This is a genomic window from Arthrobacter sp. 01N442, assembly GCF_056399345.1.
The window spans coordinates 57,404-78,933 of sequence record NZ_JBFTRD010000002.1; the positions used below are offsets into that span (position 1 = coordinate 57,404).

Here is a 21,530-nt window from a genome sequence, read left to right on the forward strand (position 1 = left end):
GAAAGGCTTCCCTTGCTCTCCGTTCAACAGCTTCATGTGAAGGGCCGGCGGGACTACCTGCTCCCGCCCACCTCGCTGCAGGCCAGCCGGGGTGAACTGCTGCTCGTCGCCGGCCAACGCCAGGACCAGCGCACCGCCCTGGCCCTGACCCTGAGCGGCCGGAGGAAGCCCTCGGCCGGCACCCTCGAGTGGGACGGCACCACCCGGATCAAGCAGCTCCGGCAGGCGAGCGCCGTGGTGGACGCCCCCGGGGTGAACGAGCCGGAGCAACACCTGAGCGTCCGGGATCTGGTTACCGAGGACCTGGCCCTGATCCCCCGCCGCTACCGGGGCGCGCTGCTCAGCACGCCGTGGCTGAAGGTGAACCGTTTCGAGGACATCGCCGGGCGCTGGGCCGAGGAGCTTCCTGCCGACCGCCGGCTCGAGCTGCTGACGGCACTGGCCCTGGCCAACCCCCGGACCGACCTGCTGGTGGTCGATTCCCCTGACCGCCACAGCGGCGATCCGACTCACTGGCTGCCGCGGCTGCAGGAACTGGCGTACGACGCCGGCCGCCCGCTCGCCGTCGTCGCCACCGTCGGCAACCTCCCGCCGGGCTGGACCGGTCCAGCCGCGGAGATCGGCAATGCCGTCGCGCCGGAACCGTCCGCTGCCCACCCTGACCACGAAACCGAGGATGCCCGATGACCGTGCTGCGGCTTGCCCGTTCCGAACTCAAGCGCATGACCGGCGGCCTGCTGCCGAAGCTGACCATCGTGGCCCTGACCCTGGTACCGCTGCTCTACGGCGCGGTGTACCTGTACGCCAACTGGGATCCCTACGGGAAGCTGAACCAGATCGACGCGGCCCTGGTGGTCGAGGACACCGGCGCCAGCTCCGCCGACGGCACCCGGCTGGAGGCGGGCCGGAAGGTGGCCGACAGCCTCGTGGACGGCCACGTCTTCAACTGGCAGACCGTCTCCAGTGCCGAGGCGGCGGACCAGGGCGTGAGCAGCGGCCAGTACGCCTTCGCGCTGAAGATCCCGCGGGACTTCTCCGCCAACCTCGTCTCGCCCGGTAGCTTCGACGCCGCCAACCAGGCCATGCTGAACGTCACCACCAACGACGCGAACAACTACCTGCTTGGCACGATCGTGGACAAGCTCACCACCGCTGTCCATTCGACCGTGGCGAAGGAGGTGGGCGAAGAAACCGCCAACCAGCTCCTCACCGGCTTCGGCACCATCCATACCCAGATACTCAAGGCGTCCGACGGCGCCAAAGACCTCGCTGGCGGGGTGTCGTCGCTCCACAACGGCGCGGCGAGCCTGCACCAAGGCACGTCCTCGCTCAGGAACGGCACCGGCGAATTGGTAGCCGGGCAGCGCAAACTCCTCGACGGGGCGAATGCCTTGAACTCCGGGGCCGGGCAGCTCGCCGGCGGCCTCCACCAGCTCAAGGACAAGACCGCCACACTGCCCGCGGATACGCAGCGGCTGGCCGACGGCGCTGCCCGGGTCGCTGCCGGCAATGCCGCGCTGAACACCAAGCTGCAGGGCATGGCGGGCCAGCTAGCGTCCGCCCAACAGGCCGCAGCGCAGGCCCAGCGCGGCCGCGTCGTCGCCTCCAACGGCCGCCTGGTCGCCGCCGGCGTGATTACCCAGGCCCAGGCCGATGCCATTCTGGCCGACTATGACGCGAACTCCGCCCCCGCACCTTCCGGAGCAGCGGCCGCCTTCCAGGATGCCGCCGGCCAGGTGCAGCAACTGGCGGACGGATCCGCCGCGGTCAGCGCTGGCGCCGCGAAACTTGCCGCCGCTGCCCCCGCCCTGAGCGGCGCCGTCGGGCAGGCCTCAGCCGGGGCGGACCAGCTCGCCGCCGGCAGCGCACAGCTCGCCACCGGCCAGCAGAATGCCCTGGCCGGCGCGGAAAAACTCGCCCAAGGCGCCCAGCAACTCGACGACGGCGCAGCGCAGCTGGACAGCGGTTCGAAGAAGGCATCCGACGGCGCCGGAACCCTCGCGGCCGAACTGGGCAAGGGCGCCGGCAAGGTGCCGAACCCGGACGGCGCGCAAAAGGACAGCCTCGCCAAGGTGATGGCGGACCCCGTTGCCGTCAGCAACGTCTCGCAGGCCAAGGCGGGCTCCTATGGGGCCGGACTGGCGCCGTTCTTCCTGACCCTGGCCCTGTGGATCGGCGTCTTCATGCTGATCCAGGCGATGCGGCCGGTCACGCAGCGTGCCCTGGCATCCAACGCGCCGACGTGGAAAATCGCCGTCGGCGGCTGGCTGCCGTTCCTCACGGTCGCCGCCGTCCAGGCCAGCCTGCTGACCCTGGTGGTGGATTTGGGGCTGGGCCTGAATCCGGCCCACCCTGTCCTCATGTGGGTCCTGATGCTGGCAGCCGCCATGGCCTTCAGTGCGATCATCCAGGGTGTGGTGGCGCTGCTCGGCTCGCCCGGCAAGCTGGTGGTGTTGATCCTGCTGGTCCTGCAACTGGTCTCCTCCGGCGGCACTTTCCCCTGGCAGACCACGCCGGAGCCGCTGCATGTGGTGCACCAGCTGTTGCCGATGGGCTACGTGGTCAACGGCATGCGGCACCTGATCTATGGAGCCGATCTTGCCAGCATCCTGCCCACCATGCTGGGCCTGGTTGGCTACACTTTGCTGGGACTGGCGATGTCCGCCGTCGCCGTCCGGAAGCACAAGTTCTGGACCCTCAAGACGCTGAAGCCGGAGATCGCCGTATGAGCACCACGCCCCGCGTAGCCGCGGCGACCGACGCGGCGCCCGACGCCGACGCCGGCAAGAAACTCCGGCCCGGGCGCACCAACGCGACCAAGCAGAAGCTGTTCGAGGCCTCGATGGAGCTGATCGGCGAGCGCGGGGCCGCGGGCGTGACGGTCGACGAGATCGCCGCAGCCGCGGGCGTCTCCAAGGGCACCGTGTACTACAACTTCGGCAGCAAGTCGGATCTGATCGCGCAGCTGCTCCGTCACGGCGTGGACATCCTCATGGCGCGCCTGCTGAGCGTCAAGGACGGGTCGGCGGACCCGCTCGAGGCAATGGACGAGATGATCGGCCAGGCGATGGACTTCATGGCCGAGTACCCTTCCTTCGCCCGGCTGTGGGTCAGCGAGAACTGGCGGACGCCCAGCGAGTGGCAGGACACCTTCACCGAGCTCCGCGGCCGGCTGCTCGGCGTGATTGGCGCGGCCATCGAGGCCGTGGCCGCCAAGTATCCGGTGGATCCGGCCCTGTCCCGCGGCAGCCTGGAGACGGCGATCTTTGGGGCGTGTTTTGTCGTGGGGCTGGACCGCCAGACCTACAACCCGGAGCGGACGCGGGCTCAAAGTGTCGCCGCAATCATGGCGATCATGCGTGGCTACGTCGTGAAATAGCCCCGCTCGGGGATGATTAGTCACATGCGCCACATGGGTAAAAGCGGGAAGACCGCCATCGCGGCAGCCCTGGCGGCCTTGGCGCTGCTGGTGCTCACGGGCGTCACCCTGCACGAAACGGTAGGACTCTGGTTCCTGGCCGCCTCCGCGCTCGCCTATGTGGCGTCCGTGGCCGAGGTGCTGGTCCGACGGCGGTACAAGACACTGCTGGCCAGCGGGGTCGGCAGCATCCTCTTCATCGCGTTCGGCATCGCGTTCCTGCGCCAGTGGGGGCTGGCCTTCAACCCGGACCCGAACGCCTTGTCCACCAACGTCGATACCGAGCACCCGGACCTGTACTTCTACCTCTCCGCGGCGGCGGGAGCGCTCACGCTGATCCTGTTGCTCGCCGGCACCGTCCTGCCCGGGCACCGGCCCGCATCCGATTCCGCCTACGCGTCGCGGCGCCCGGCTTCCGCGTCCAGGGGTTCGGCACCCCGCAAGCCAGCCCGCCCTGCCAGCCGCCCTGCCGCCCGGGCGTCGACGCCGCGCTCGGCTGCGCCGCGCGTCTCCGCTCCATCCCGCACCTCGGCATCCCGGTCCGTAGCTCCACGAACCGCGGCACCACGGTCCGCTGCACCGTCGGCCAAGCGGCCGGCGTCGTCGTCTGCGTCTTCAGGGTCCAAGCCGGCTCCCAGGACGCCTGCCAAGCCCGCTGCCAAGGCTCCGCCCCGGCCCTCCGGCAAAGCTCCCACCCGGCGCTGACCACCCCGGGCTTGGCCGTTTTCGCCGCCGCGTCGCATGCCGGGCCTTCGCGTGCCGCCGCGCCGCATGCCGGCGCCCGGCAGCACGGCAGTTGCCACCCCGGCCAGGAGCAGCAGGCCGCCTCCAACTTCCGCCGCTGAGGGCACCTCGGACAGCACCAGCCACGCCGTCGTCATACCGACCACCGGGACCAGCAGGGTGAAGGGAACGACGGCGGAGGACGGATACAGTCCCAGCAGCCGGTTCCAGATGCCGTACCCGATGAGGGAACCAAACACGGCGGTGTAGAGCGCGCTGAGCATCGTGACCGGCTGCAGCTGCAGCAGGGCGTCCGACACCGCGGCCGGGCCGTCCACCAGCAGCGAAAGTCCGGCGAGCGGCAACGGCACCACGGCGCCGGACCACACCACCAGCCCCAATCCGGAGGCGGCCTTGGCCTTGCGTGCCACGACATTGCCGCCGGCCCAGGACAGCGCCGCGGCCAGCACGATCATCAGTGGCAGCAGGGGGGCCACTAGGCTGCGGCCGACGGCCACGACGGCGAGCCCGGCAATCCCCAGCACGACGCCGGCGAGTTGCCTCCGGGTTGGCCGTTCGGCCAGGATCCCCGCGGCCAGCAGCACCGTCAGCAGGACCTGGGCCTGAAGCACCAGCGAGGCCAGGCCCGCGGGCATGCCGAGCGCCATGGCCAGGTAAAGCAGGCCGAACTGGCCCGCGCTCATCAACAGGCCGACGCCGATTATGGCTTTCCAGCTCACGTCCGGCTTGCGGATGAAGAAGATGCAGGGAAACACCACGAGGGTGAAGCGCATCGCCACGAACAAAAGTGGCGGCATATGTGCGCCGTCGGGGTGCAGGCCGAGGTCGATGGCTACGAAGTTGACGCCCCACAGGATGGCGACGAGCAGGGCAAGCCCGGAATGTCGAGGTGTCATCGCTCCTGCGGCCGTCGCCGCTGCCGCGCCTCAGAGATTGCGCGGCCGTTCATCGCGCGGGTCCTCGGCATCGCGGCGCTCCGCAGCCGGCTCCCCGGGGTGGTCTACGACGCCGCCGGTGCCTGCCGGACGATCACGGTCGCTCCGGTCCCGGCGCAGTTCCTCCTGTGGTCGCAGCTCCTCGTCCCGGCGTAGCTCCTCGTGCGGCTGTGACTCGCGGGTGCCGGCCTCGTGGGTGCCGGCATCGTGGGTGCCGGCCTGGTGGGTGCCGGCATCGTGGGTGTGGGCCTCGTCGCGTTCGGTCGTTACGACATCCGGATCGACGTCGTCGGCCCGTCGGAGCTGTTCTTCTGCGCCGGCACGGACGGCCGCTGCCTCCTGCTGCGTGCCGCGTGCCTGCATGCGGAGGCGTTCGGCCTCGACTTCGGCGGCCTTTGCATCGGCTTCCGCCCGCGCCGCTTTGGCCTCGTGGTCCCTCGCGGCGAGTTGGTCGGCCTCTGCCTTCTCACGCATTTCCGCAGCCCGGTTCCGGTCAGCGTCCGTCTTGCGTTTACGGCTGAAATAGAGTGCCACTGCAATGATCGCGAGCACCACGACGATGCCGACGATGATCCCTACGAGCTGTCCTGAATCCACGTTGATCCACCTTTTCCCTCGGTCGCTTAGAAAACACCGGCAGTAAAAGCAATAACAGCATCAGTAAACAACACAATGAGGGTGCTGACCATCAACGGTCCGGCGCGCTGACCTGCTACTTTGCGCGCGGAACCTTGAAGTGGGTCAGTCGCGCGTCCTGGCCGTCGAGCTCGGCCCAGGGCTTCTCGATCTCGAAAACGGTCAGGCCGCTGGTGGGATAGCGCGTGGCCGCATCCATGTAGGCATCATGGTTGGAGTCGCGGGAGGCCAGGTGCATGGCCAGGTCCTGCACGCCGGGCATGTGGGAGATCACCATGAGCGTTGTGACGGTGTCAGGGACGTGGTTAATCACGGCCAGCATGCGCAGGGCCGAGGCGCCGTAAAGACCGTCCTCCAGTTTCGGAGTCGGGGCCTTATCCCCCAGTTCGCTGCACACCCAGGTGCAGGTCTGCCGTGTCCGCAGGGCACTGGAGCAGAGGATGAAGTCGGGGACCACCCCGTGTTTGAGGAGCCATTTGCCGGCCAGCGGCGCCTCGCGGTGTCCGCGCTCTTCAAGCGGCCGCTCGTGGTCGGCGACGCCGCCCGGCCAGTCCGCCTTCGCGTGCCGCATGAGCACCAGACGTCTAATGTGATGCGCGCTCATGGCTCAATCCTAGTGCGGCCGGCTTCACCACGAGCGCGCTCCACATCGGGTGCCCTGTCAGTCGTCCAGGACGAAGGTCACTTCCAGCACCACATGCCAGGCCACGACGGCGCCGCCGCTTATTTCAACCTTCTGCTCCTTGACCCATGCCCCGGTGACGTTCCGCAGGGTCTTGTTGGCCCGGTCGACGCCTTCTTTGATGGCATCCTCAAACGAGGTCTTGGAGTTCGAGCTCAGGGTAGTAATACGTGCAACAGACATGTTTCCTCCCAATAGTCGGATCGACGGGAGCGAGCCTACGCCGAAGCCCCCAAACGCAACAGAGTCCAAACCCCGTAGCCCCACCGGCGGCGGCTTCGCCGGATTTGGGGCCGTGCCCGCTTCGCGGTGCCCGCCACGCCGCGGCCCCAAAATCCGGCCTTGCCGCGCCCCGAATCCGCCGTTCGTGTTGCGAGGGCGCTGCAGCGCAGCGGCACATCCCGAGAGCGCCGTTGTTGCGCGAGGAACGAGCGCAGGCGCCGAGGGATCGTGCCGCGAAAGCGAAAGCGCCCGCCCCCGGAACAGGGACGGACGCTTTGCGTAAAGCTAAGGCTAGATGGAGTATTCCGGAGCGGCCCAGACAACAACCTCGGGGTGCTCGTAGAACCGGTAGCCCTGGCCGCGCACGGTGCGCACCGTGTTCGCCAGGCGGCCAAGCTTGGAGCGCAGCCGGCGGATGTGCACGTCGATGGTGCGCTCGTTGGGCACCTCTTCGGCGTTGCGCCACAGGCCTTCGAGGAGTTCGTCGCGGCCCACGGTGCGGGTGCCGTTCTCCACGAGGTAGTTGAGCAGTTCGAATTCCTTGAACGTAAGGTTCAGCGATTCGCCGTCGAGCGCCACTTCGCGGCGGGCGAGGTCGATCAGCACGCCGGACGGGCGCGGATCCTGTGCCTGCTGCAGCCGTGCGTTCTCGGCGCGCTGGCGGGCACCGGCAGTCGGGTCGCCAAAGGTGGACCGGACGACGTCGAGCGCGGAACCCGGCGCGGACGCCGGGGCGACGGCGACAGCGGCGTAGCTTTCAGCACCAGCGACGAGGGACTGGGCATAGGCGCGGATTTCCTGGGCCAGCTTGGCGATCGAGGTGCCGGCAGCGGCCGCGGTTTCCTCGTCGATCCCCATGTAGAGCACGAAGCCACGGGCCACATTGTCGTTGGGCACGGGGCGGACCGGGCTGCCGTTGCCGGGAGCGATCACCGGGGTCGGCGCGGTAGTCGGCGCCGACTCAGCGGCGGGGACGGCACGAAGCTGGCCGTACGAGTTGGGGTTGTAGCCCTGCGCGGCGTAACCGGGGGCCGGGAAGCTGCTGCCGGATCCTGCGGGACCGAAGCTCGGGCGGCCGCCGAAGCCCTGGCGGAGGCCGGTCTGCCCGGCCTTGTTGGCGTTACGGACGGAGATGTGGACGTATCCGGATGCAACTGACATGAAATGCTTACCTCAATGTGAATGGCCGTCATCGCGGCTCGAATGCTGAGTTCCCCGCAATGAAAACTGGGGAGGGGCGCCCGACGCTGGGCTGGGGGCGAATGCCTAGAAACGTTCTGGGGTGTAGAAGTTAGGCGTGCATTCGACAACAGGGCATCTCAGTACCAGCTGGTGCGCTGATCCAGGAAGCTGCGGCTGCAGGTGCTGTTGAGTTCTTGTTCACAATTGAAGTGTGCAACGTAACAATAAGAACTAGCAAGTAACAATGGACTCCAAAGTCCGCATTGTGAGACGAAATCACCGATTGTAGCGCAAATCACAATTTTGATAAGCCTACGAATAATTGTGCGTTTCACTGCATGCGAGTACGCGCACCCCAGTTCGTCGAAGATTCTTCAGCAACTGCCACCTCTAGGCCGAAAATATTCACGGTAAGCAATACTGGCGGAATCGTCTCGAAAGAGTCACGCCACCACAACCAGTCCACGGACTGGGCAGGCCCCGGGCCGAGGCTGACTCGTGGCGTTTGCACCTCCGGGGCAGCGTACAGCTCGGTAGTCTGGGATTCACAGGTGCCGCACAGGGTCCCCAAAGCCTCGGCCCAACGGCAGATCGGAGAGTCGTCCCATGGCCACTTCGCACTCCATGACCAACAACCTTCCCCAGCTCACGCATCCGGACGGCTCTCCCATCCGCGCGCTGGTGGTGGACGATGAGCCCAGCCTGTCCGAGCTCATGAGCATGGGGCTGCGAATGGCCGGCTGGTCCGTGGCGGTGGCGGCCGATGGTCCCGAAGCTGTCAAGCTCGCCAAGGAGTTCCGCCCCGACGTCCTGGTGCTGGATGTGATGCTGCCCGGGTTCGACGGCGTTGAGCTGCTCAGCCGGATCCGTGCGTTTGCGCCCGAGGTTCCCGCGCTGTTCCTCACGGCCAAAGACGCCGTCCAGGACCGCATTACCGGTCTGGCGGCCGGGGGCGATGATTACGTGACGAAGCCGTTCAGCATGGAAGAGGTCCTGCTGCGGTTGCACCGGCTGGTCCAGCGCTCCGGGGTGGCCGCCATGGACACCGCCGAACTCGTAGTGGGTGACCTGGTGCTCAATGTCGATACCCGCGACGTCACCCGCGCCGGCGAGGAGCTGCACCTGACCGCCACCCAGTTCGAACTGCTGCGCTACCTGATGGAAAATCCCAAGCGGGTCATCAGCAAGGCCCAGATCCTGGACCGGGTCTGGGACTACGACTTTGGCGGCCAGGCGAACATTGTGGAGCTCTACATTTCCTACCTGCGCAAGAAAATCGACGCCAACCGCGCACCGATGATCCACACCGTGCGCGGCGCCGGTTACGTACTGAAACCGGCGGACTGATCCATGCCCACCCTTTCCGGCGTGGCGCCAGTCCCCGGTCCCGACTGGCGCAACCCGTCCACCTGGCACCTGCGGACGCGGCTGGTCCTGCTCGCCATGGCGCTGCTCGTCGCCATCTGCGGTGCGGTGGGAGTCTTTAGCTACGTCTCCATGGACGTGGTCCTCACCCGGCAGCTCGACACCCAGCTGGCCCAGGCCTCGCACCGCGCGAGCGAGTTCGGCAGGCCCTCCACCGACGACTCCGGCCGGCGCCCCGACCTGCTAGAAGCCCGGGGACAGGGCATCGGAACGCTCACTGCCCGCATCTCCAACGGCGCCGTCAGCGACCCCGGCTTCCTGGCCGACGACGCCACCCGCCAGAGCCTTTCCGCCGCCGACGACGCCGCCCTGCTGGCGCTGCGCCCGGACGGCGTGCCGGTGGAACGGACGCTCTCGGCCGGCGCCTACCGACTCACCGCCGTGCGCGCCCCGTACGGCGACATCATTGTCACCGGCCTCCCGCTGGAAGAAAAACAAAACACCCTGGCGTCCCTCGTCTGGACCCTGGGCATCGTCTCGACGGGCGGCCTCGTGCTGATCGGGCTCGCCGGCACCGCCCTGATCCGACGGACCATGAAACCGCTGGAGCAGCTCTCCGAGGTTGCCACCAAGGTCTCCCGGCTCCCCTTGGACGCCGGTGAGGTAGCGCTGGGGGTGCGCGTCCCGGCGTCGGCGGCCCATCCGGGAACGGAGGTGGGCAGCGTGGGCCACGCGCTGAACCAGATGCTGGACAACGTCTCCAACGCCCTCGAGGCGCGGCAGGAGAGCGAAATGAAGGTGCGCCAGTTCGTCGCAGACGCCTCGCATGAGCTCCGCACCCCGCTCACCGCCATCCGCGGCTACACGGAGCTGATGCGGATGACCGAACACTTCACGCCCGACGGCGAGAAGTCCCTGGCCCGCGTCCAGAGCCAGTCCGAACGGATGACCACCCTGGTGGAGGACCTGCTGCTGCTGGCGCGCCTGGACGAGGGGCAACCGCTCAAACTCACCGACGTCGACCTCACACAGCTGGCCGTCGAGACCGTCAGCGACGAGAAAGTCATGGCACCGGACCGCACCTGGCAGCTGGAGCTCCCGGACGAGCCCGTGGTGGTGCGCGGGGACGCAACCCAGCTTCACCAGGTCCTCGCCAACCTGCTGTCCAATGCCCGCAAGCACACGGACCCCGGAACCACCGTGATCACGGGCGTGAGGCGCTCGGCGGACGGCAGCGCCGTGGTCACAGTGACGGACAACGGCGGCGGCATCGCCCCCGAATTCTTGGGCCGGGTCTTCGCCCGCTTCTCCCGGGCGGACGCAGCCCGCACCAACCGGTCTGCAGGTGGCGCTGCCGGCCGAGCGGCCCGTCCCGCCCCAGGGTCGGCGGCCACTTCAGCCGTCGCGACCGCGGCCGCGGCGTCGGAAGGCACCAGCGGCCTGGGCCTGTCCATTGTGCAATCGATTGTCGAGGCCCACGGCGGAACGGTCGAAGTCACGTCCCGGCCGGGGCGTACGGAGTTCACCGTGCGGCTGCCCGCGGCGCCCCCGGTGGCGTAGCCCCTGACGTAGCAGCCTGCCTGCCCGTTTCGACGGTTCCCTGACCCCTCGATGCTTACCGGCGTCGTGCAGGCAGGGAACCGTCGAAACGGGCCACCAACACCCGGCCCAATAGGCAAGACGCCACACCGCAGCGGCGGGCCGCCGTTACCTAAATGTGACTTCCGAGTGAAAGTCCGGTACCGTTTTAGGGTGCGGCCATCGATCTGGCCGCGTATCCGGGCTGACGCCAAACTCTGCCGCTCCCGGATTCCCATGGACCAGGCAGAGACGGGGAACCCAGTGTTCCCGGGCATTCTGCATCCATGCACCCTAGGGGTGAAGCCGACACGTCGAGATTCCGTGCGGCCGGATTTCGCATCCGAACCCGACAGCTAACTCCGTAGGCGTTGAGAGGCGAACATGACTGAAATCAAGGAACCCACGCGCCCAGAGGGCGCTAAACGCACGTCCGACACCGCACGCCACCGTGCCGAGCCGGCCAAGCGCCCTTCGGCCGTGTCCTCGTCGAGGGCTCGGACCAATGGCAAGCGCGCCGCCGTCGTGGCCACCGCGTTCGCCGTCCTGCTGGGTGCAGGCGCCGCGGGCCAGGCGTCCGGCTCTGCCGCCCACACCACCGAAGCTGCCAAGGACACTGCCGCGTCCCTGCAGACCCTGGACTTCGAGCGCGTCGGCAGCAATGCGCCCGCGTCGCCCGCCCCGATGAGCGTCGAGGCCCAGGCCTCCAAGATCAAGCCCGCCAAGGCCCCGGCTGCCCCGGCCCCTAAGCCGACCCGCGCCGCCCCGGCGGCACCGGCAAAGCCGGTCGCGATCGACGATCCCGCCGGCGCGCAGGCCTATGCCGCCTCCCAGCTGCCCGCCCACGGCTGGGCTCCCAGCGAGATGCAGTGCCTGATGAAGCTGTGGACCAGGGAGTCCGACTGGAAGACCACCGCCACCAACGCCAGCAGCGGCGCCTACGGTGTGGTCCAGTCACTGCCGGCCGAGAAAATGGCCAGCGCCGGCGCCGACTACCGGACCAACTACCGGACCCAGATCAACTGGGGCCTGCAGTACGTGAAGGACCGCTACGGTTCTCCGTGTGGCGCCCTGGACTTCCACTACGCGAACAACTGGTACTAAACAGCCGCCACCACGGGGCCTTGAGGCCCGCATGAGAAGGGCCCCGGATCCACTGGATCCGGGGCCCTTTTCATGTGCTGCACCGCCGGGGGCGACGGCGGCGCGGAGCGGCTACCCGGTCGGGCGGCCGGGGATGTACTGCACTCCCCATTTGTTGCCGTCCGGGTCGGCGAAGTAGACAAACTGGCCCCAGTCCTGGACGTCGATGTCGCTGACGTCCACGCCGTTGTCCTTGAGCTGCTTGTGGGCGGCTTCGATGTCGCCGACCACCAACTGCAGGCCCGGCGCGGTGCCGGGCGGGGCTTCATTGAGCCCCTCGCCGATCGCTATCGAGCACCCGGAGCCCGGCGGCGTCAGCTGGACAAAGCGGATGCCCTCCGAGGGCCGCTCGTCGTAGTCGGCGTTGAAGCCCACCTTGTTCACGTAGAAGTCTTTGGCCCGGTCCACATCCGAAACGGGCACGAAGATGAGTTCAAGTTTCCAGTCCATGGCCACAGGCTAGTCCCGGAAAGGACCCGCCGGAACCCCTGGATGGAGGCGCCGACGCAGCTGCCTGGCTAGACGGTCGCCTAGCCCGCGATGCCGTACAGGCGGTCGCCCGCGTCGCCCAGGCCGGGCACGATGTAGGACTTCTCGTTGAGCTTCTCGTCGATCGAGGCCAGCACGATGGTCACGTTCGCGTCCGAGAGCTCTTCTTCCAGCTTGGCCAGGCCCTCCGGGGCGGCCAGCAGGCAGATGCAGGTAACATCCGAGGCGCCGCGCTTGAAGAGGAACTTGATCGCCTCGCGCAGGGTGCCGCCGGTGGCGAGCATCGGGTCCAGGACAAAGATCTGCCGGTCCGTGAGGTCCTCGGGCAGGCGCTCGGCGTAGGTGATGATGTCCAGGGTTTCTTCGTCCCGCGCCATGCCCAGGAAGCCGACCTCGGCGGTGGGGACCAGCTTGGTCATGCCTTCGAGCATGCCGAGTCCGGCGCGGAGGATCGGGACCACCAGCGGGGTGGGCTTGGTGAACGCCGTGCCGATGGTGGTGCTGACCGGCGTCTCGATGGTGACCGGCTCGGTGCGGACGTCGCGGGTTGCCTCATAGGCCAGGAGCGTGACGAGCTCCTCGGTGAGCTGGCGGAAGACCGGGGACGGGGTGTTCTTGTCCCGCAGAACGGTGAGCTTATGGGCGACCAGCGGGTGGTCCACAACGAGAGTGCGCATGGGTCAAAACTATCACCCGGACGTCGAGGACCGCCCCGCGGAGCCACTCTGATCGGAGTCGGCGGCGGCGGCGGCGGCGTCGGCCGCGGCCACGTCCGCGATGCTGTCGGGGGCGCGGTCGCGCAGGTGCGCCTTATTGTCGAACGTCGGGGCCGGGCCCGTGTGTTCGCGGTGCCGCAGCACATGGAACAGCCGGTGGGCCAGAATCACGATCCCCACCCAGCCCAGTCCCAGTGCCCAGCCGAAGATCACGTCGGTCATCCAGTGGTGGCCCAGGAACACCCGGCTCATGCCCATCGCAAAGACGAAGATCACACCCGCCGTGATGAAACCCACGCGGGCAAGGGTGCGTTTCACATGCAGGCAGGCCAGGTAGACCACCAGGCCGATCACAACAGTGGAGTTCAGGGTGTGGCCGCTGGGGAACGACGGCGACGTCTCGTAGGGCGGCACCGCGTCCGCAAAGTCGGGGCGGGCCCGGCCGATCAGTTTCTTGCCCAGCGAGGTGGCGGTAATGGAAACCGCGGCGGCGCCGCCGATCAGGATCAGCGGCCGCCAGGTCCGGGAGACCCAGATCAGCGTAGCCGTGAGGATGCTGGCCAGGATCGGCATGCCGATGCCGCCGCCGATGTTGGTGAACCCGGTAACGAAGGCATCCAGGCCCGGGTTGCGCAGCTGTTGCATGAACGAAAGCGTGGGCTTGTCCAGGTTCGCGAGGCCGGCGTCGTCGACGACATTGTCATAGACCTCCGCACTGGTGAGCGCCAAGGCGACCACGACGATGCCGCCGATCAGCATGGTGACCCACAGTGCGGCGTACGGGACCACCCACCTGCCCCAGCGCCGCATCAGCCAGCTCTCAGTCTTCGTGCTCAATGCCGTCTCCCGACTTCCCGGTGCACCGCACGGGTGCACAGCTTGCTTAGTGTCGAAACTATCATTGAGCCATGACTACCCCCGAGCCCCGCCATGCGGAATGGATGGGCCTGGCCCTCGCCGAGGCCCGCCGCGCGCTGGCCACGGCGGACGTGCCGATCGGCGCCGTCGTGATCGGCCCGGACGGCGCCGTGCTCGGCACCGGGCGAAACGAGCGGGAGGCACTCGGGGACCCGACGGCGCACGCCGAAATGGTGGCGATCCGGGAGGCCGCGGCCAAACTGCGCGCACGCAGCGCGGACGACGGCGTGGCCGGCGACGGCTGGCGGCTGGAGGACTGCACGCTGGTGGTGACGCTGGAACCGTGCGCCATGTGCGCCGGCGCGGTGGTGCTGGCCCGGATTCCGCGGGTGGTCTTCGGCGCCTGGGATGAGAAGGCCGGGGCCGCCGGCTCTGTGTTCGACATCCTCCGCGAGCGCCGGCTCAACCATTGGGTGGAAGTCTACGCAGGCGTCCGGGAGCAGGAATGCGGCGCATTGCTGCGCGATTTCTTCGCCGGTCACCGAGGCACCTGACCCAGCCGGATCCGATGACTGCCTACCGTTCGGCGGTGGCGGTCGTTGACGCCAGCAGCGCGTCGATCCGCTTCCGCCGCGACGCCGGCGAGTCCAGGCTGAAGGCCCGGAAGTCGCCCAGGTCCTCCTTGATCCAGGCCTCCACCTCGGCAATCCGGCGGGTGACCGCTGGCGTGGGGGCGGTGAACACCCAGGCGGCGATCCGCTCCCGGCCCGGGTCGTACTGCCAGAGCCCGATGATCCGGCCGCGGTCAAGAATCGGATGGTCCGCCAGGTCCGCCTGCAGCGCGAGCGAGCCCAGCGCCCTTTTGTCCTGGTCCTCCGCGTCCAGCAGCTCCCCCGCGTTCCGGCGCAGCAGCACCAGCGAGTCCGTTCCGGCGAGCAGCTGGATTTGTTCTTCGGCCGGTTCCTCGAAGGCGGCGAGGCGTTCGACGTCGTCGGGCAGCATCCAGAGCGGGTCTCCCCCGGCGGCGGTGGGAACCTCGACGGCGCCGACGGCGGCGAACGCTGCCTTGCTCTGCGCCACCGTGAAGCTGCTGAACCACTGGGATTGTTTGAAGCTGGCCCCTCCGGTCCAGCCGAGGTAGCGGCGGATCAGCTCCGCGCGGATGTCCTCGTCGCTGAGCGTGCTCGGCCGCAGTCCCCATGGCTCGTAGGCGTAACGCTGCTGGTCGAGGCGGCCGTTGGCGGGGACGCGGCGGATCCGGCCGTCCGCCTGCAGGATGCCGAGCGCGGTGGGGAGCGTGGTGGCGGCGCCCTTCTTCTTGCCCTCCTCGCCGAGGTTGCGCACCGAATCGCCAAGTTCGTCCTTGAGCTGCCGCGGGTCGAGCGGGACGCCGGCTTCGGTGAGGGTGTGCAGCACCTGTTCCTCGAGCAGCGCGATTTCTCCGCGGTCCACCCCCAGCCGGCCCACCACCTTGAAGCCGGCCTCGGCGGGGTCGCGCCCCAGCCGCAGCGCCCAGTCGAAGTCGTCGGCGCCCAACACGTAGGTGCAGCCGCGGGCCGTGGGCAGCTCCAGGATGCGGTGCGCCAGAACGTCGGCGTCCACCTGTGCGCGCCGGATCCCCGCCCGGGCGAAGAGCGTGAGGTACGGGTTGGCCCCGCCCACGGACCGTGCCCAGCCGCCCCGGGCGAAGACCTGTTCCGCGGTGCAGCCGGCCAGCGAGCCGTCCAGGCCCTGCCGGTGCCAGGACCAGGCGCGGAGCCGTTCGGCGGTGAGGCTCTCCGCGGGCGGCAGTTGCACAGTGCTGGGCTCGGTCGTCATGGGGCCATTCTGCACCTCCGGCCCCCAACTAGCTCGCAATAGTTGTCATTATGGGCCCTCAAAACGACAACTACTGCGAGTTAGTTGGGTGGTCGGGCCCGCCGAGGATCGCGAGGACGGACCGCGCCGTGGCGTCCCAGCCGGGCAGGTGCCCCCGGGCGGATCGTGCGGCGGCCCGCCAGTCGGTGCGGAGCGTGACGTCGGTGAGCCAGCGGCGGAGCAGCGCTGCGAGCGGTGCGGGGTCTGAACCGAGTTCGACGGCGGCGCCCGGCAGCGCGGTTGCTTCCGGCCCTGCCGCAGGCTCTGTCTCTGCCGCTGGCGCGGCCGCGGGGATGTCCGCAGCGGAGGCGGTTCCTTTGCCTGCGGGGCTGCCGGCGGCGAGCGCTTCTACGGCGCCTGTGCCTTGCCGAACGATCACCGGCACACCGCGGGCCAGCGATTCCGTCACCACCAGGCCGTAGGTTTCGGCCCGGGAGATCAGCAGGCTGAGGTCCGCGGCGGCCCACTCCGCATCCAGTGCCGCTCCGCGCAGTTCACCCGGGAGGCGGACCCGGCCGCTGAGGCCAAGACGATCCGTTTCGCTCCGCAGCAGCGCGGCGTAGGCGGGGTCCGCGGTGTCCGATCCGGCGAGCGTGGCCGTCCAGGCCGGGTCCCTAACGCCGGCCAGGGCACGCAACAAGAGCAGCTGGTCCTTGTTGGGCAACAGTGCGGCCAACGCCAGCAGGTGGAGCGGTTCGGAGCCGGCGGCTGCCGGCGCGGGGTCGGTGCCGGGCAGCGCGACGCGGATCTTCCCGGCTGCATCCATCCCGTGCCGTTCCCGCAGGGTCGCCGCCGCAGAGTTGCTGGTGCAGATAACACCCGCCGCGGCCTGCAGTGCGCGGCGTTCCAGATCCGGGTGCGCGTCCAACGGCATGTGCAGCAGGATCCAGGCCGGCGCCCCGGCAGCGGCCGCCGTTTCCAGCGCGTCCGGCGCCCCGCAGGCCACCAGGCCGTCCACCATCGTGGGCTGGCCGGCGTCGGACTCGGTCAGCAGGCGGCGCAGCTGCTGCCGGTCGGCCGCGCTGCCGACCGGCCAGTCGCCGTCGACCTCGCAGGACACGGCCGCCACCCCGAGGGCGCGCAGGGCGCGGATCAGGGCGGCGTTGTAGGCGTTGCCGCCGGAGTTGTGGCGCACGTTGCCGGGCACCAGGAGGCGGAGGCGGGGCGCTGCCACGGGCTGCTAGCGGGCGTCGAACTCGAGCGAGTAGCTGGCCCAGGCGTCCGGGGTTTCACGCAGCGTGACGTCGATGCCGGCGAGGGCCTTCCCGTCCTCCCCATCGCGGATCCGGCCGGCGACGGCGTCGGCAATGTACTGCGCGAGGGCTTCGGTGGTGCTGAGTTTGCCGGCGAAGTCCGGGTGCTCATCGAGGTTCTTGTAGTTCAGGTCCGCCAGGATGGCATCCAGCACGTCCCCGGCTTCTCCGATGTCCAGCACGATCGCATCCTCGTTCAAGGCCGGGCGGCGGAAGGTCACCTCCGTGACGAAGGTGGCGCCGTGCAGGCCCTGCGCGGGGCCGAAGGCGGGTCGCGGCAGGCTGTGGGCGATCATGAAATTGCGGCGGACGGTCAGGCTGAACACGGATTACCTCGTGCTTTCGGTTGCGGGAACTTCGGGGTATTCGATGACGTGGCAGAGCGCGTCCAGGCTTCCGTCGGAGAGGCGCTGCACGACGTCGGGCAGCTCGCTGAACGCGGACGTGCCGGTGAGGAAGATGTCGAAGACCGGGTCGGCAAGCAGCGAGACGGCCAGGTCGAGCCGGTCGGCGTTGCTGCGGCGGTGGCGGCGGGCGCGGGCGACGACGCCCACCTGGCTGGCGCGGATGGAAAGCCGGCGGGCGTGGAAGTCCTCGCCCAGCGGCAGGGTGACCAGGCGGTCCGCGTACCAGGACATCTCGATGATCTCGCCCTCGTCGCCCACCAACTGCAGGGCGCGCTGCAGGCCGGCCTGGGAGGCGGAGCAGTGGATCACGATGTCGCAATCGTCCAGCGCGTCGTCGGGGTGGCAGAAGTCGACGCCCAGGGTGTCGGCGAAGGCGCGCTTGGCGGGGTCGACGTCGATCAGTTGCAGCCGGCCCAGCGGGAACGTTGCCAGGAGCTTGGCGACCATGCCGCCAACCAGCCCTGCACCGATGACTGCGACGCGGTCGCCGAGGCGCGGTCCGGCCTCCCAGAGGGCGTTGACGGCGGTTTCCACGGTGCCGGTGAGGACGGCGCGGCGGGCCGGAACGCCGTCGGGGACTTCCGTGAGGGACTCGACCGGGACGATGTAGCGGTCCTGGTGCGGGTGCAGGCAGAAGACCGTCTTGCCCTGCCACTCGGCCGGGCCCTGCTCGACGACGCCGACGGAGAGGTAGCCGAACTTCACCGGCGACGGGAAGCTGCCTTCCTGGTGCGGCGCGGCCATCTCCTCGGCGATGCACTCCGGCACGCGGGCGTTGTGCACCACCATCTCGGTGCCCTTGCTGATGCCGGAGTAGAGCGAGCGGACCAGGGCTTCGCCCGGGCCGGGTGCGGGCAGTTCCTCGCGCCGGAGTTCACCCTGCTCCGGGCCGACGGTCCAATATGCGGTTGCTGTGGTTGCTGCCTGGCTGGTGTTGGTCGTTTTGCTCATCTTGCTTACGAATCTAGTGCCGGAGCCGGGCAGGGGGAAAGCTTCGGCGCCGCGGGCGGGGCGCGGAGGGATGGTTTTCGGAGGCCGTTTGGGTGCCGTTTTGGGGTTGGGCGCCTTGCTCCGGTACCCTAGTCAGGTTGGTGACGTGTCCGAGCGGCCGAAGGTGCAACACTCGAAATGTTGTTTGGTGTAAAAGCCAACGTGGGTTCAAATCCCACCGTCACCGCCAGATAGCGAGGCCCCTGCTTCCCTTTGTTTAGAAGGGAAGCAGGGGCCTTTGCTTTACCCCAATCAAGAGCGCGGGAAGGGTACGGTGCGTCGCTTGTGATTTTTAGGCGTACCAACCTCAATGACCGAGCCAACCTGTACGGCGTTTTCCTCGACAAGGAAACCCCTTCTGAGCATGTCTAAGTTTTTGACCAGTTATTGTGGCGGGTCTTTTCGAACGACAACGCCTTCGTCCCCGGGGAATTTTTTGCCCTGATCCCGCTCGGCCTGATCCGCAACGTTGAGCTCCCAAGCATCGCCCGGCGAGCAGGGGGCGGTGGCACCCACTCGGTAGGATTTATCAGCTGCATTCGTGTCGAAGCTTGCCCGAAGGACGGGACCGCCCTCCGCGAAGACAGTCGGGTGTGTCGACGGATTTACGGTGCGCACGGTCATGCCGAGGGATTTCCAATATTCGGCTACGCGTTTGGCGTCCTCAACATGGTGAGTTCCTTGCGTTGCCCAGTGGTCATAACCGTAGCTGGCCCCCTTTTCGCCTGTTCCGAGGGTGCACTCCTGTGCTCCGGCGACGCCGTTGCGGGGCCACCAGCCGGTGACGTCGAGCTGTTTGGTGGTGTTGATGACGAGTTCGACCACGCGATCTCGCCCTTCTCTGGCACTGATTGTCTTTTCCGGTGTTGACTTGTCTGACATCGTCGTGTTTGGCTCCTTGTCAGCGCATGCGGTTAAGGCCGTTCCCATCATCAGCACGGCCGCTGCGGCCGTGAGAATCCTTCTATGCGTCTTAGCCGCTGGCATTTGACAGTCCTTCCAGTAGGGCTTTTTGCAGGTCAGTCGGCCCCAACGGAACGTACGGGGTAATGTCGTCCGTTGCGCCGGTTATAGCCCGTACGACGTTTTGTAGTGATTCTGTGTCACGGTCGAAATACCCTACCGGTCCACCTTCCTCAGACATGAACGCGTTGTGGTCGGCGACGGGTGGTCCGGCGTCACCGCCGGTATCAGTGCCGAAGGCGCGGGACCCAAACTCAGGTTCCATCGGATTCACGTGGTGGTCGCGGCTGCCTTCCCGGCCGGTCCAGGCCCACTGGTCTCCGCTTTCCGTTTCACCAGGGATCTTGTCGCGCGCATGTCCGGAGTATATGTGTTCTGCGTTGAGGTCAGATGCGGTATGGACGTTGTCGGGCAGCCCTGCTGAACCGAGCGTGATGAAGTTATCCACCCGGATGCCCGGCTGCGTCAGTGCCACTGCTGCCGTGGTCGTCCCGTAGGAGTGAGCCACAATATTGAGTTGCGGCGCGCTCTCACCGCGGACTGCGGCCAGTCCGCCGAGCGCCCCGGCGAGTTTCTGCCCGCCCGCTACTGCTCGGTTCACATCAAGAACGCCGACGTCGATGTTGTTCTCCAGAGCGGGCACGGGAGGTGTCTCGTACCCGATCCAAGACACCACAGCACTTCCCTCGGGAAGCAGGTCCTGGAGGTTTTGGGCTACTTTCGTCCACCCCGTCATGTCGCCTGCGGTGGTGCCCATGCCAGGAACCGCATAGGTGATACTGCTCGCGGTATCGAGGTCACCGATCGACACGGCGGCCAAAGGGGGCTTGTCCTGGGTGAAGGAGATCAAGTGCCGCTTCTCCCAGCCCTCAGGGGTAAATTGCGCCTTTCGTATATTGTTCAGCACGTCGAGCTGCTTCTGTAGGTCGATGAGTGATTGCCTCATCACGGCCACTACCGGGGGCACCCCACCGTAGCCCACGGTCGTTTCGCCGACGAGCGCCTGTATTTGGGCGATTTGGGTCTTCACATCGGCTACCGCAGCCGTAAGTGCGGTCTGGTTGGCATAGTCCCGGGCTTTGTAGGGCATTCCTTCTAGGTTTCCTAAGACCGTAGGGAACTGTCTCAATAGGAGGTCCTGCCGGACAGAAAACTGGGTTTCGACACCCGGGGGCGGGTTCAGTCCCGTCCACCACGAGTGGATCTCTGTTGGGTTCATCAACAGAATCTGTGACTTCAGCGCTGGAGAGGCCGCCGACATGGCGGCCAGCTCCTTTGCGGTCAGGGATGAAAGTGCATGTAACAGTTCCTGGTCGCTCAACGGTGCGAAACCAGTACCGGCTAGATCGAGCGCAGCGTGTGAAAGTGATCCTCCGCCGGCTGCGGTGAATGCATCGGCGATGTGTTCAATCCAATAAGCATCTGCCGCGTTTTCGGCCAGGAGCCGCTCAAAACCGCCAAGGAAGGAATTCGACCCGAGCGGAACCCAGGAGCAAGAGGAAGTGAACGACACCCACGCGTTGCCCAGCCGCATGAGATCTTGCTGCATGCCTGTGATACCCGCCCTTGACTGGGCCACGAACGTGCGGAGGTGGTCCGGAACGGCAGAACTTTTCCCGTTCGAAGATCCACCGCCTGAGGTGCGGTTGCGTTGCCTGGGAGAAAAGACAGCCGAAATGGTTGGCGGGGCGACCGGCGTCTCCGAGGGTTTTGGATCAAAGATGCCCTCTACCGCGGTGCCGACGTCGCCGACGAAGTTCACGCGCCTGCTTTCACGATCGGCCTCCCGCTCCCGCCAAGCATCCAGTCGGGATTGGCGGTCGCGTTCCTCCCGTGCTTTTCGATGCGCTCTTTCGACCTGTCCGGCAAGACCGTCAAGCACGGAAGCCAGCTTCCCACGATCCTCAGCCTCAATAGAGGCAGCCTCCTTGAACAAGTCCGCATACCCACCAGCGAAGTCCTCCAGCGCAATCTCTACCGCACCATGACGCAACACGCCTTCATCACGGAGGCGCCCATCCACATCGCGGGCAACCCTGACCAAAGACGCGGCAGCATTATCGTCAAACGAAACGCCCAATGCTTACTCCCC

General features: G+C 67.6%; 20 protein-coding genes, 1 tRNA gene, 1 pseudogene and 1 riboswitch. Of the genes and pseudogenes, 8 read left to right on the forward strand and 14 right to left on the reverse strand.

Features of this window, described 5'->3' with window-relative positions; translation table 11 throughout:
• The first annotated feature begins 12 nt into the window (after positions 1-12).
• The 3 genes from AC1DNC_RS02620 to AC1DNC_RS02630 are packed head-to-tail and all read left to right on the forward strand — an operon-like array spanning position 13 to position 3,379.
• The gene (locus AC1DNC_RS02620; protein ID WP_476861015.1) at positions 13-687 is read left to right on the forward strand and encodes an ABC transporter ATP-binding protein; all 675 of its coding nucleotides are present in this window, start codon (positions 13-15) and stop codon (positions 685-687) included.
• Positions 684-2,729, forward strand: a complete 2,046-nt coding sequence (locus AC1DNC_RS02625; protein WP_476861016.1) for a YhgE/Pip family protein — start codon at positions 684-686, stop codon at positions 2,727-2,729. The genes AC1DNC_RS02620 and AC1DNC_RS02625 overlap by 4 nt, the downstream gene beginning before the upstream one ends.
• Positions 2,726-3,379, forward strand: a complete 654-nt coding sequence (locus tag AC1DNC_RS02630) for a TetR/AcrR family transcriptional regulator (protein ID WP_476861017.1) — start codon at positions 2,726-2,728, stop codon at positions 3,377-3,379. Before AC1DNC_RS02625 ends, AC1DNC_RS02630 begins: the two co-directional genes overlap by 4 nt.
• 803 nt (positions 3,380-4,182) lie before the next feature.
• Here AC1DNC_RS02630 and AC1DNC_RS02635 read toward each other — a convergent pair.
• The 5 genes and pseudogenes from AC1DNC_RS02635 to AC1DNC_RS02655 form a co-directional block, all read right to left on the reverse strand.
• Positions 4,183-5,058: pseudogene (locus tag AC1DNC_RS02635) on the reverse strand (EamA family transporter); the annotation flags it as partial.
• Between the two features lie 30 nt (positions 5,059-5,088).
• A complete protein-coding gene (locus AC1DNC_RS02640; protein ID WP_476861018.1) occupies positions 5,089-5,694 on the reverse strand; it encodes a hypothetical protein in 606 nt (201 codons plus the stop codon).
• Between the two features lie 115 nt (positions 5,695-5,809).
• Positions 5,810-6,337: a SixA phosphatase family protein gene (locus AC1DNC_RS02645; protein WP_476861019.1), complete on the reverse strand. Its 528-nt coding sequence runs from the start codon at positions 6,335-6,337 to the stop codon at positions 5,810-5,812.
• A 57-nt stretch (positions 6,338-6,394) separates the two neighbouring features.
• On the reverse strand, positions 6,395-6,598 hold the full coding sequence (locus tag AC1DNC_RS02650) for a dodecin family protein (RefSeq protein WP_056735995.1): 204 nt from the start codon (positions 6,596-6,598) through the stop codon (positions 6,395-6,397).
• Between the two features lie 330 nt (positions 6,599-6,928).
• Positions 6,929-7,798, reverse strand: coding sequence for a winged helix-turn-helix domain-containing protein (locus AC1DNC_RS02655; protein ID WP_476861020.1), 870 nt, complete (start codon positions 7,796-7,798; stop codon positions 6,929-6,931).
• Positions 7,799-8,425: 627 nt separating this feature from the next.
• On the opposite strand from AC1DNC_RS02655, the gene AC1DNC_RS02660 reads away from it, so the two are divergent.
• The 3 genes from AC1DNC_RS02660 to AC1DNC_RS02670 all read left to right on the forward strand — a co-directional run bounded on the left by AC1DNC_RS02660 (position 8,426) and on the right by AC1DNC_RS02670 (position 11,866).
• Entirely contained in the window at positions 8,426-9,166 is a 741-nt protein-coding gene (locus AC1DNC_RS02660) for a response regulator transcription factor (protein WP_476861021.1), read from the forward strand.
• A gap of 3 nt (positions 9,167-9,169) precedes the next feature.
• On the forward strand, positions 9,170-10,744 hold the full coding sequence (locus tag AC1DNC_RS02665) for a HAMP domain-containing sensor histidine kinase (protein WP_476861022.1): 1,575 nt from the start codon (positions 9,170-9,172) through the stop codon (positions 10,742-10,744).
• Positions 10,745-10,962: 218 nt separating this feature from the next.
• Positions 10,963-11,148, forward strand: a riboswitch (cyclic di-AMP (ydaO/yuaA leader).
• Positions 11,147-11,866 carry an aggregation-promoting factor C-terminal-like domain-containing protein gene (locus tag AC1DNC_RS02670; RefSeq protein WP_476861023.1) on the forward strand — a complete coding sequence of 240 codons (720 nt, stop codon included), beginning with the start codon at positions 11,147-11,149 and terminating at the stop codon, positions 11,864-11,866. Its footprint overlaps the riboswitch before it by 2 nt.
• Positions 11,867-11,977: 111 nt before the next feature.
• Here the strand turns inward: AC1DNC_RS02670 and AC1DNC_RS02675 are convergent, their stop codons facing one another.
• The 3 genes from AC1DNC_RS02675 to AC1DNC_RS02685 all read right to left on the reverse strand — a co-directional run bounded on the left by AC1DNC_RS02675 (position 11,978) and on the right by AC1DNC_RS02685 (position 13,947).
• Positions 11,978-12,355 (reverse strand): VOC family protein, encoded by a 378-nt coding sequence (locus tag AC1DNC_RS02675; protein WP_476861024.1) that lies wholly within the window; start codon positions 12,353-12,355, stop codon positions 11,978-11,980.
• An 80-nt stretch (positions 12,356-12,435) separates the two neighbouring features.
• Positions 12,436-13,071 carry a uracil phosphoribosyltransferase gene (gene upp / locus AC1DNC_RS02680; protein ID WP_043478170.1) on the reverse strand — a complete coding sequence of 212 codons (636 nt, stop codon included), beginning with the start codon at positions 13,069-13,071 and terminating at the stop codon, positions 12,436-12,438.
• Between the two features lie 12 nt (positions 13,072-13,083).
• Positions 13,084-13,947: a phosphatase PAP2 family protein gene (locus AC1DNC_RS02685; protein ID WP_476861025.1), complete on the reverse strand. Its 864-nt coding sequence runs from the start codon at positions 13,945-13,947 to the stop codon at positions 13,084-13,086.
• A gap of 71 nt (positions 13,948-14,018) precedes the next feature.
• Between AC1DNC_RS02685 and AC1DNC_RS02690 the strand changes: the two genes are divergently transcribed.
• Complete coding sequence (locus AC1DNC_RS02690) at positions 14,019-14,522, forward strand: nucleoside deaminase (protein ID WP_476861026.1); 504 nt, start codon at positions 14,019-14,021, stop codon at positions 14,520-14,522.
• Positions 14,523-14,544: 22 nt separating this feature from the next.
• Here AC1DNC_RS02690 and AC1DNC_RS02695 read toward each other — a convergent pair whose 3' ends face one another.
• The 4 genes from AC1DNC_RS02695 to AC1DNC_RS02710 form a co-directional block, all read right to left on the reverse strand.
• Positions 14,545-15,786, reverse strand: a complete 1,242-nt coding sequence (locus AC1DNC_RS02695) for a DNA glycosylase AlkZ-like family protein (protein WP_476861027.1) — start codon at positions 15,784-15,786, stop codon at positions 14,545-14,547.
• Between the two features lie 70 nt (positions 15,787-15,856).
• The gene (locus AC1DNC_RS02700; RefSeq protein WP_476861028.1) at positions 15,857-16,999 is read right to left on the reverse strand and encodes a glycosyltransferase; all 1,143 of its coding nucleotides are present in this window, start codon (positions 16,997-16,999) and stop codon (positions 15,857-15,859) included.
• Between the two features lie 6 nt (positions 17,000-17,005).
• Positions 17,006-17,404 carry a 6-pyruvoyl trahydropterin synthase family protein gene (locus AC1DNC_RS02705; protein WP_476861029.1) on the reverse strand — a complete coding sequence of 133 codons (399 nt, stop codon included), beginning with the start codon at positions 17,402-17,404 and terminating at the stop codon, positions 17,006-17,008.
• Between the two features lie 3 nt (positions 17,405-17,407).
• Positions 17,408-18,436, reverse strand: a complete 1,029-nt coding sequence (locus tag AC1DNC_RS02710) for a zinc-dependent alcohol dehydrogenase (protein ID WP_476861030.1) — start codon at positions 18,434-18,436, stop codon at positions 17,408-17,410.
• A 139-nt stretch (positions 18,437-18,575) separates the two neighbouring features.
• Here AC1DNC_RS02710 and AC1DNC_RS02715 point away from each other — a divergent pair.
• Positions 18,576-18,665 (forward strand) — tRNA-Ser (locus AC1DNC_RS02715).
• Between the two features lie 194 nt (positions 18,666-18,859).
• On the opposite strand, the gene AC1DNC_RS02720 is transcribed toward AC1DNC_RS02715, so the two are convergent.
• Both AC1DNC_RS02720 and AC1DNC_RS02725 read right to left on the reverse strand, forming a co-directional pair.
• Positions 18,860-19,357: a hypothetical protein gene (locus tag AC1DNC_RS02720; protein ID WP_476861031.1), complete on the reverse strand. Its 498-nt coding sequence runs from the start codon at positions 19,355-19,357 to the stop codon at positions 18,860-18,862.
• Positions 19,358-19,448: 91 nt separating this feature from the next.
• Entirely contained in the window at positions 19,449-21,518 is a 2,070-nt protein-coding gene (locus tag AC1DNC_RS02725; RefSeq protein WP_476861032.1) for an alpha/beta hydrolase, read from the reverse strand.
• Positions 21,519-21,530 lie beyond the last annotated feature (12 nt).

What these genes read in the sequence shown, in the direction of transcription:
- AC1DNC_RS02625 (WP_476861016.1), top strand. Translation starts at nt 684, where the DNA reads ATGACCGTGCTGCGGCTTGCCCGTTCCGAACTCAAGCGCATGACCGGC.
- AC1DNC_RS02630 (WP_476861017.1), top strand. Translation starts at nt 2,726, where the DNA reads ATGAGCACCACGCCCCGCGTAGCCGCGGCGACCGACGCGGCGCCCGAC.
- AC1DNC_RS02645 (WP_476861019.1), bottom strand. Translation starts at nt 6,337, where the DNA reads ATGAGCGCGCATCACATTAGACGTCTGGTGCTCATGCGGCACGCGAAG.
- AC1DNC_RS02650 (WP_056735995.1), bottom strand. Translation starts at nt 6,598, where the DNA reads ATGTCTGTTGCACGTATTACTACCCTGAGCTCGAACTCCAAGACCTCG.
- AC1DNC_RS02655 (WP_476861020.1), bottom strand. Translation starts at nt 7,798, where the DNA reads ATGTCAGTTGCATCCGGATACGTCCACATCTCCGTCCGTAACGCCAAC.
- AC1DNC_RS02660 (WP_476861021.1), top strand. Translation starts at nt 8,426, where the DNA reads ATGGCCACTTCGCACTCCATGACCAACAACCTTCCCCAGCTCACGCAT.
- AC1DNC_RS02665 (WP_476861022.1), top strand. Translation starts at nt 9,170, where the DNA reads ATGCCCACCCTTTCCGGCGTGGCGCCAGTCCCCGGTCCCGACTGGCGC.
- AC1DNC_RS02670 (WP_476861023.1), top strand. Translation starts at nt 11,147, where the DNA reads ATGACTGAAATCAAGGAACCCACGCGCCCAGAGGGCGCTAAACGCACG.
- AC1DNC_RS02675 (WP_476861024.1), bottom strand. Translation starts at nt 12,355, where the DNA reads ATGGACTGGAAACTTGAACTCATCTTCGTGCCCGTTTCGGATGTGGAC.
- upp (WP_043478170.1), bottom strand. Translation starts at nt 13,071, where the DNA reads ATGCGCACTCTCGTTGTGGACCACCCGCTGGTCGCCCATAAGCTCACC.
- AC1DNC_RS02690 (WP_476861026.1), top strand. Translation starts at nt 14,019, where the DNA reads ATGACTACCCCCGAGCCCCGCCATGCGGAATGGATGGGCCTGGCCCTC.
- AC1DNC_RS02695 (WP_476861027.1), bottom strand. Translation starts at nt 15,786, where the DNA reads ATGACGACCGAGCCCAGCACTGTGCAACTGCCGCCCGCGGAGAGCCTC.
- AC1DNC_RS02710 (WP_476861030.1), bottom strand. Translation starts at nt 18,436, where the DNA reads ATGAGCAAAACGACCAACACCAGCCAGGCAGCAACCACAGCAACCGCA.
- AC1DNC_RS02720 (WP_476861031.1), bottom strand. Translation starts at nt 19,357, where the DNA reads ATGTCAGACAAGTCAACACCGGAAAAGACAATCAGTGCCAGAGAAGGG.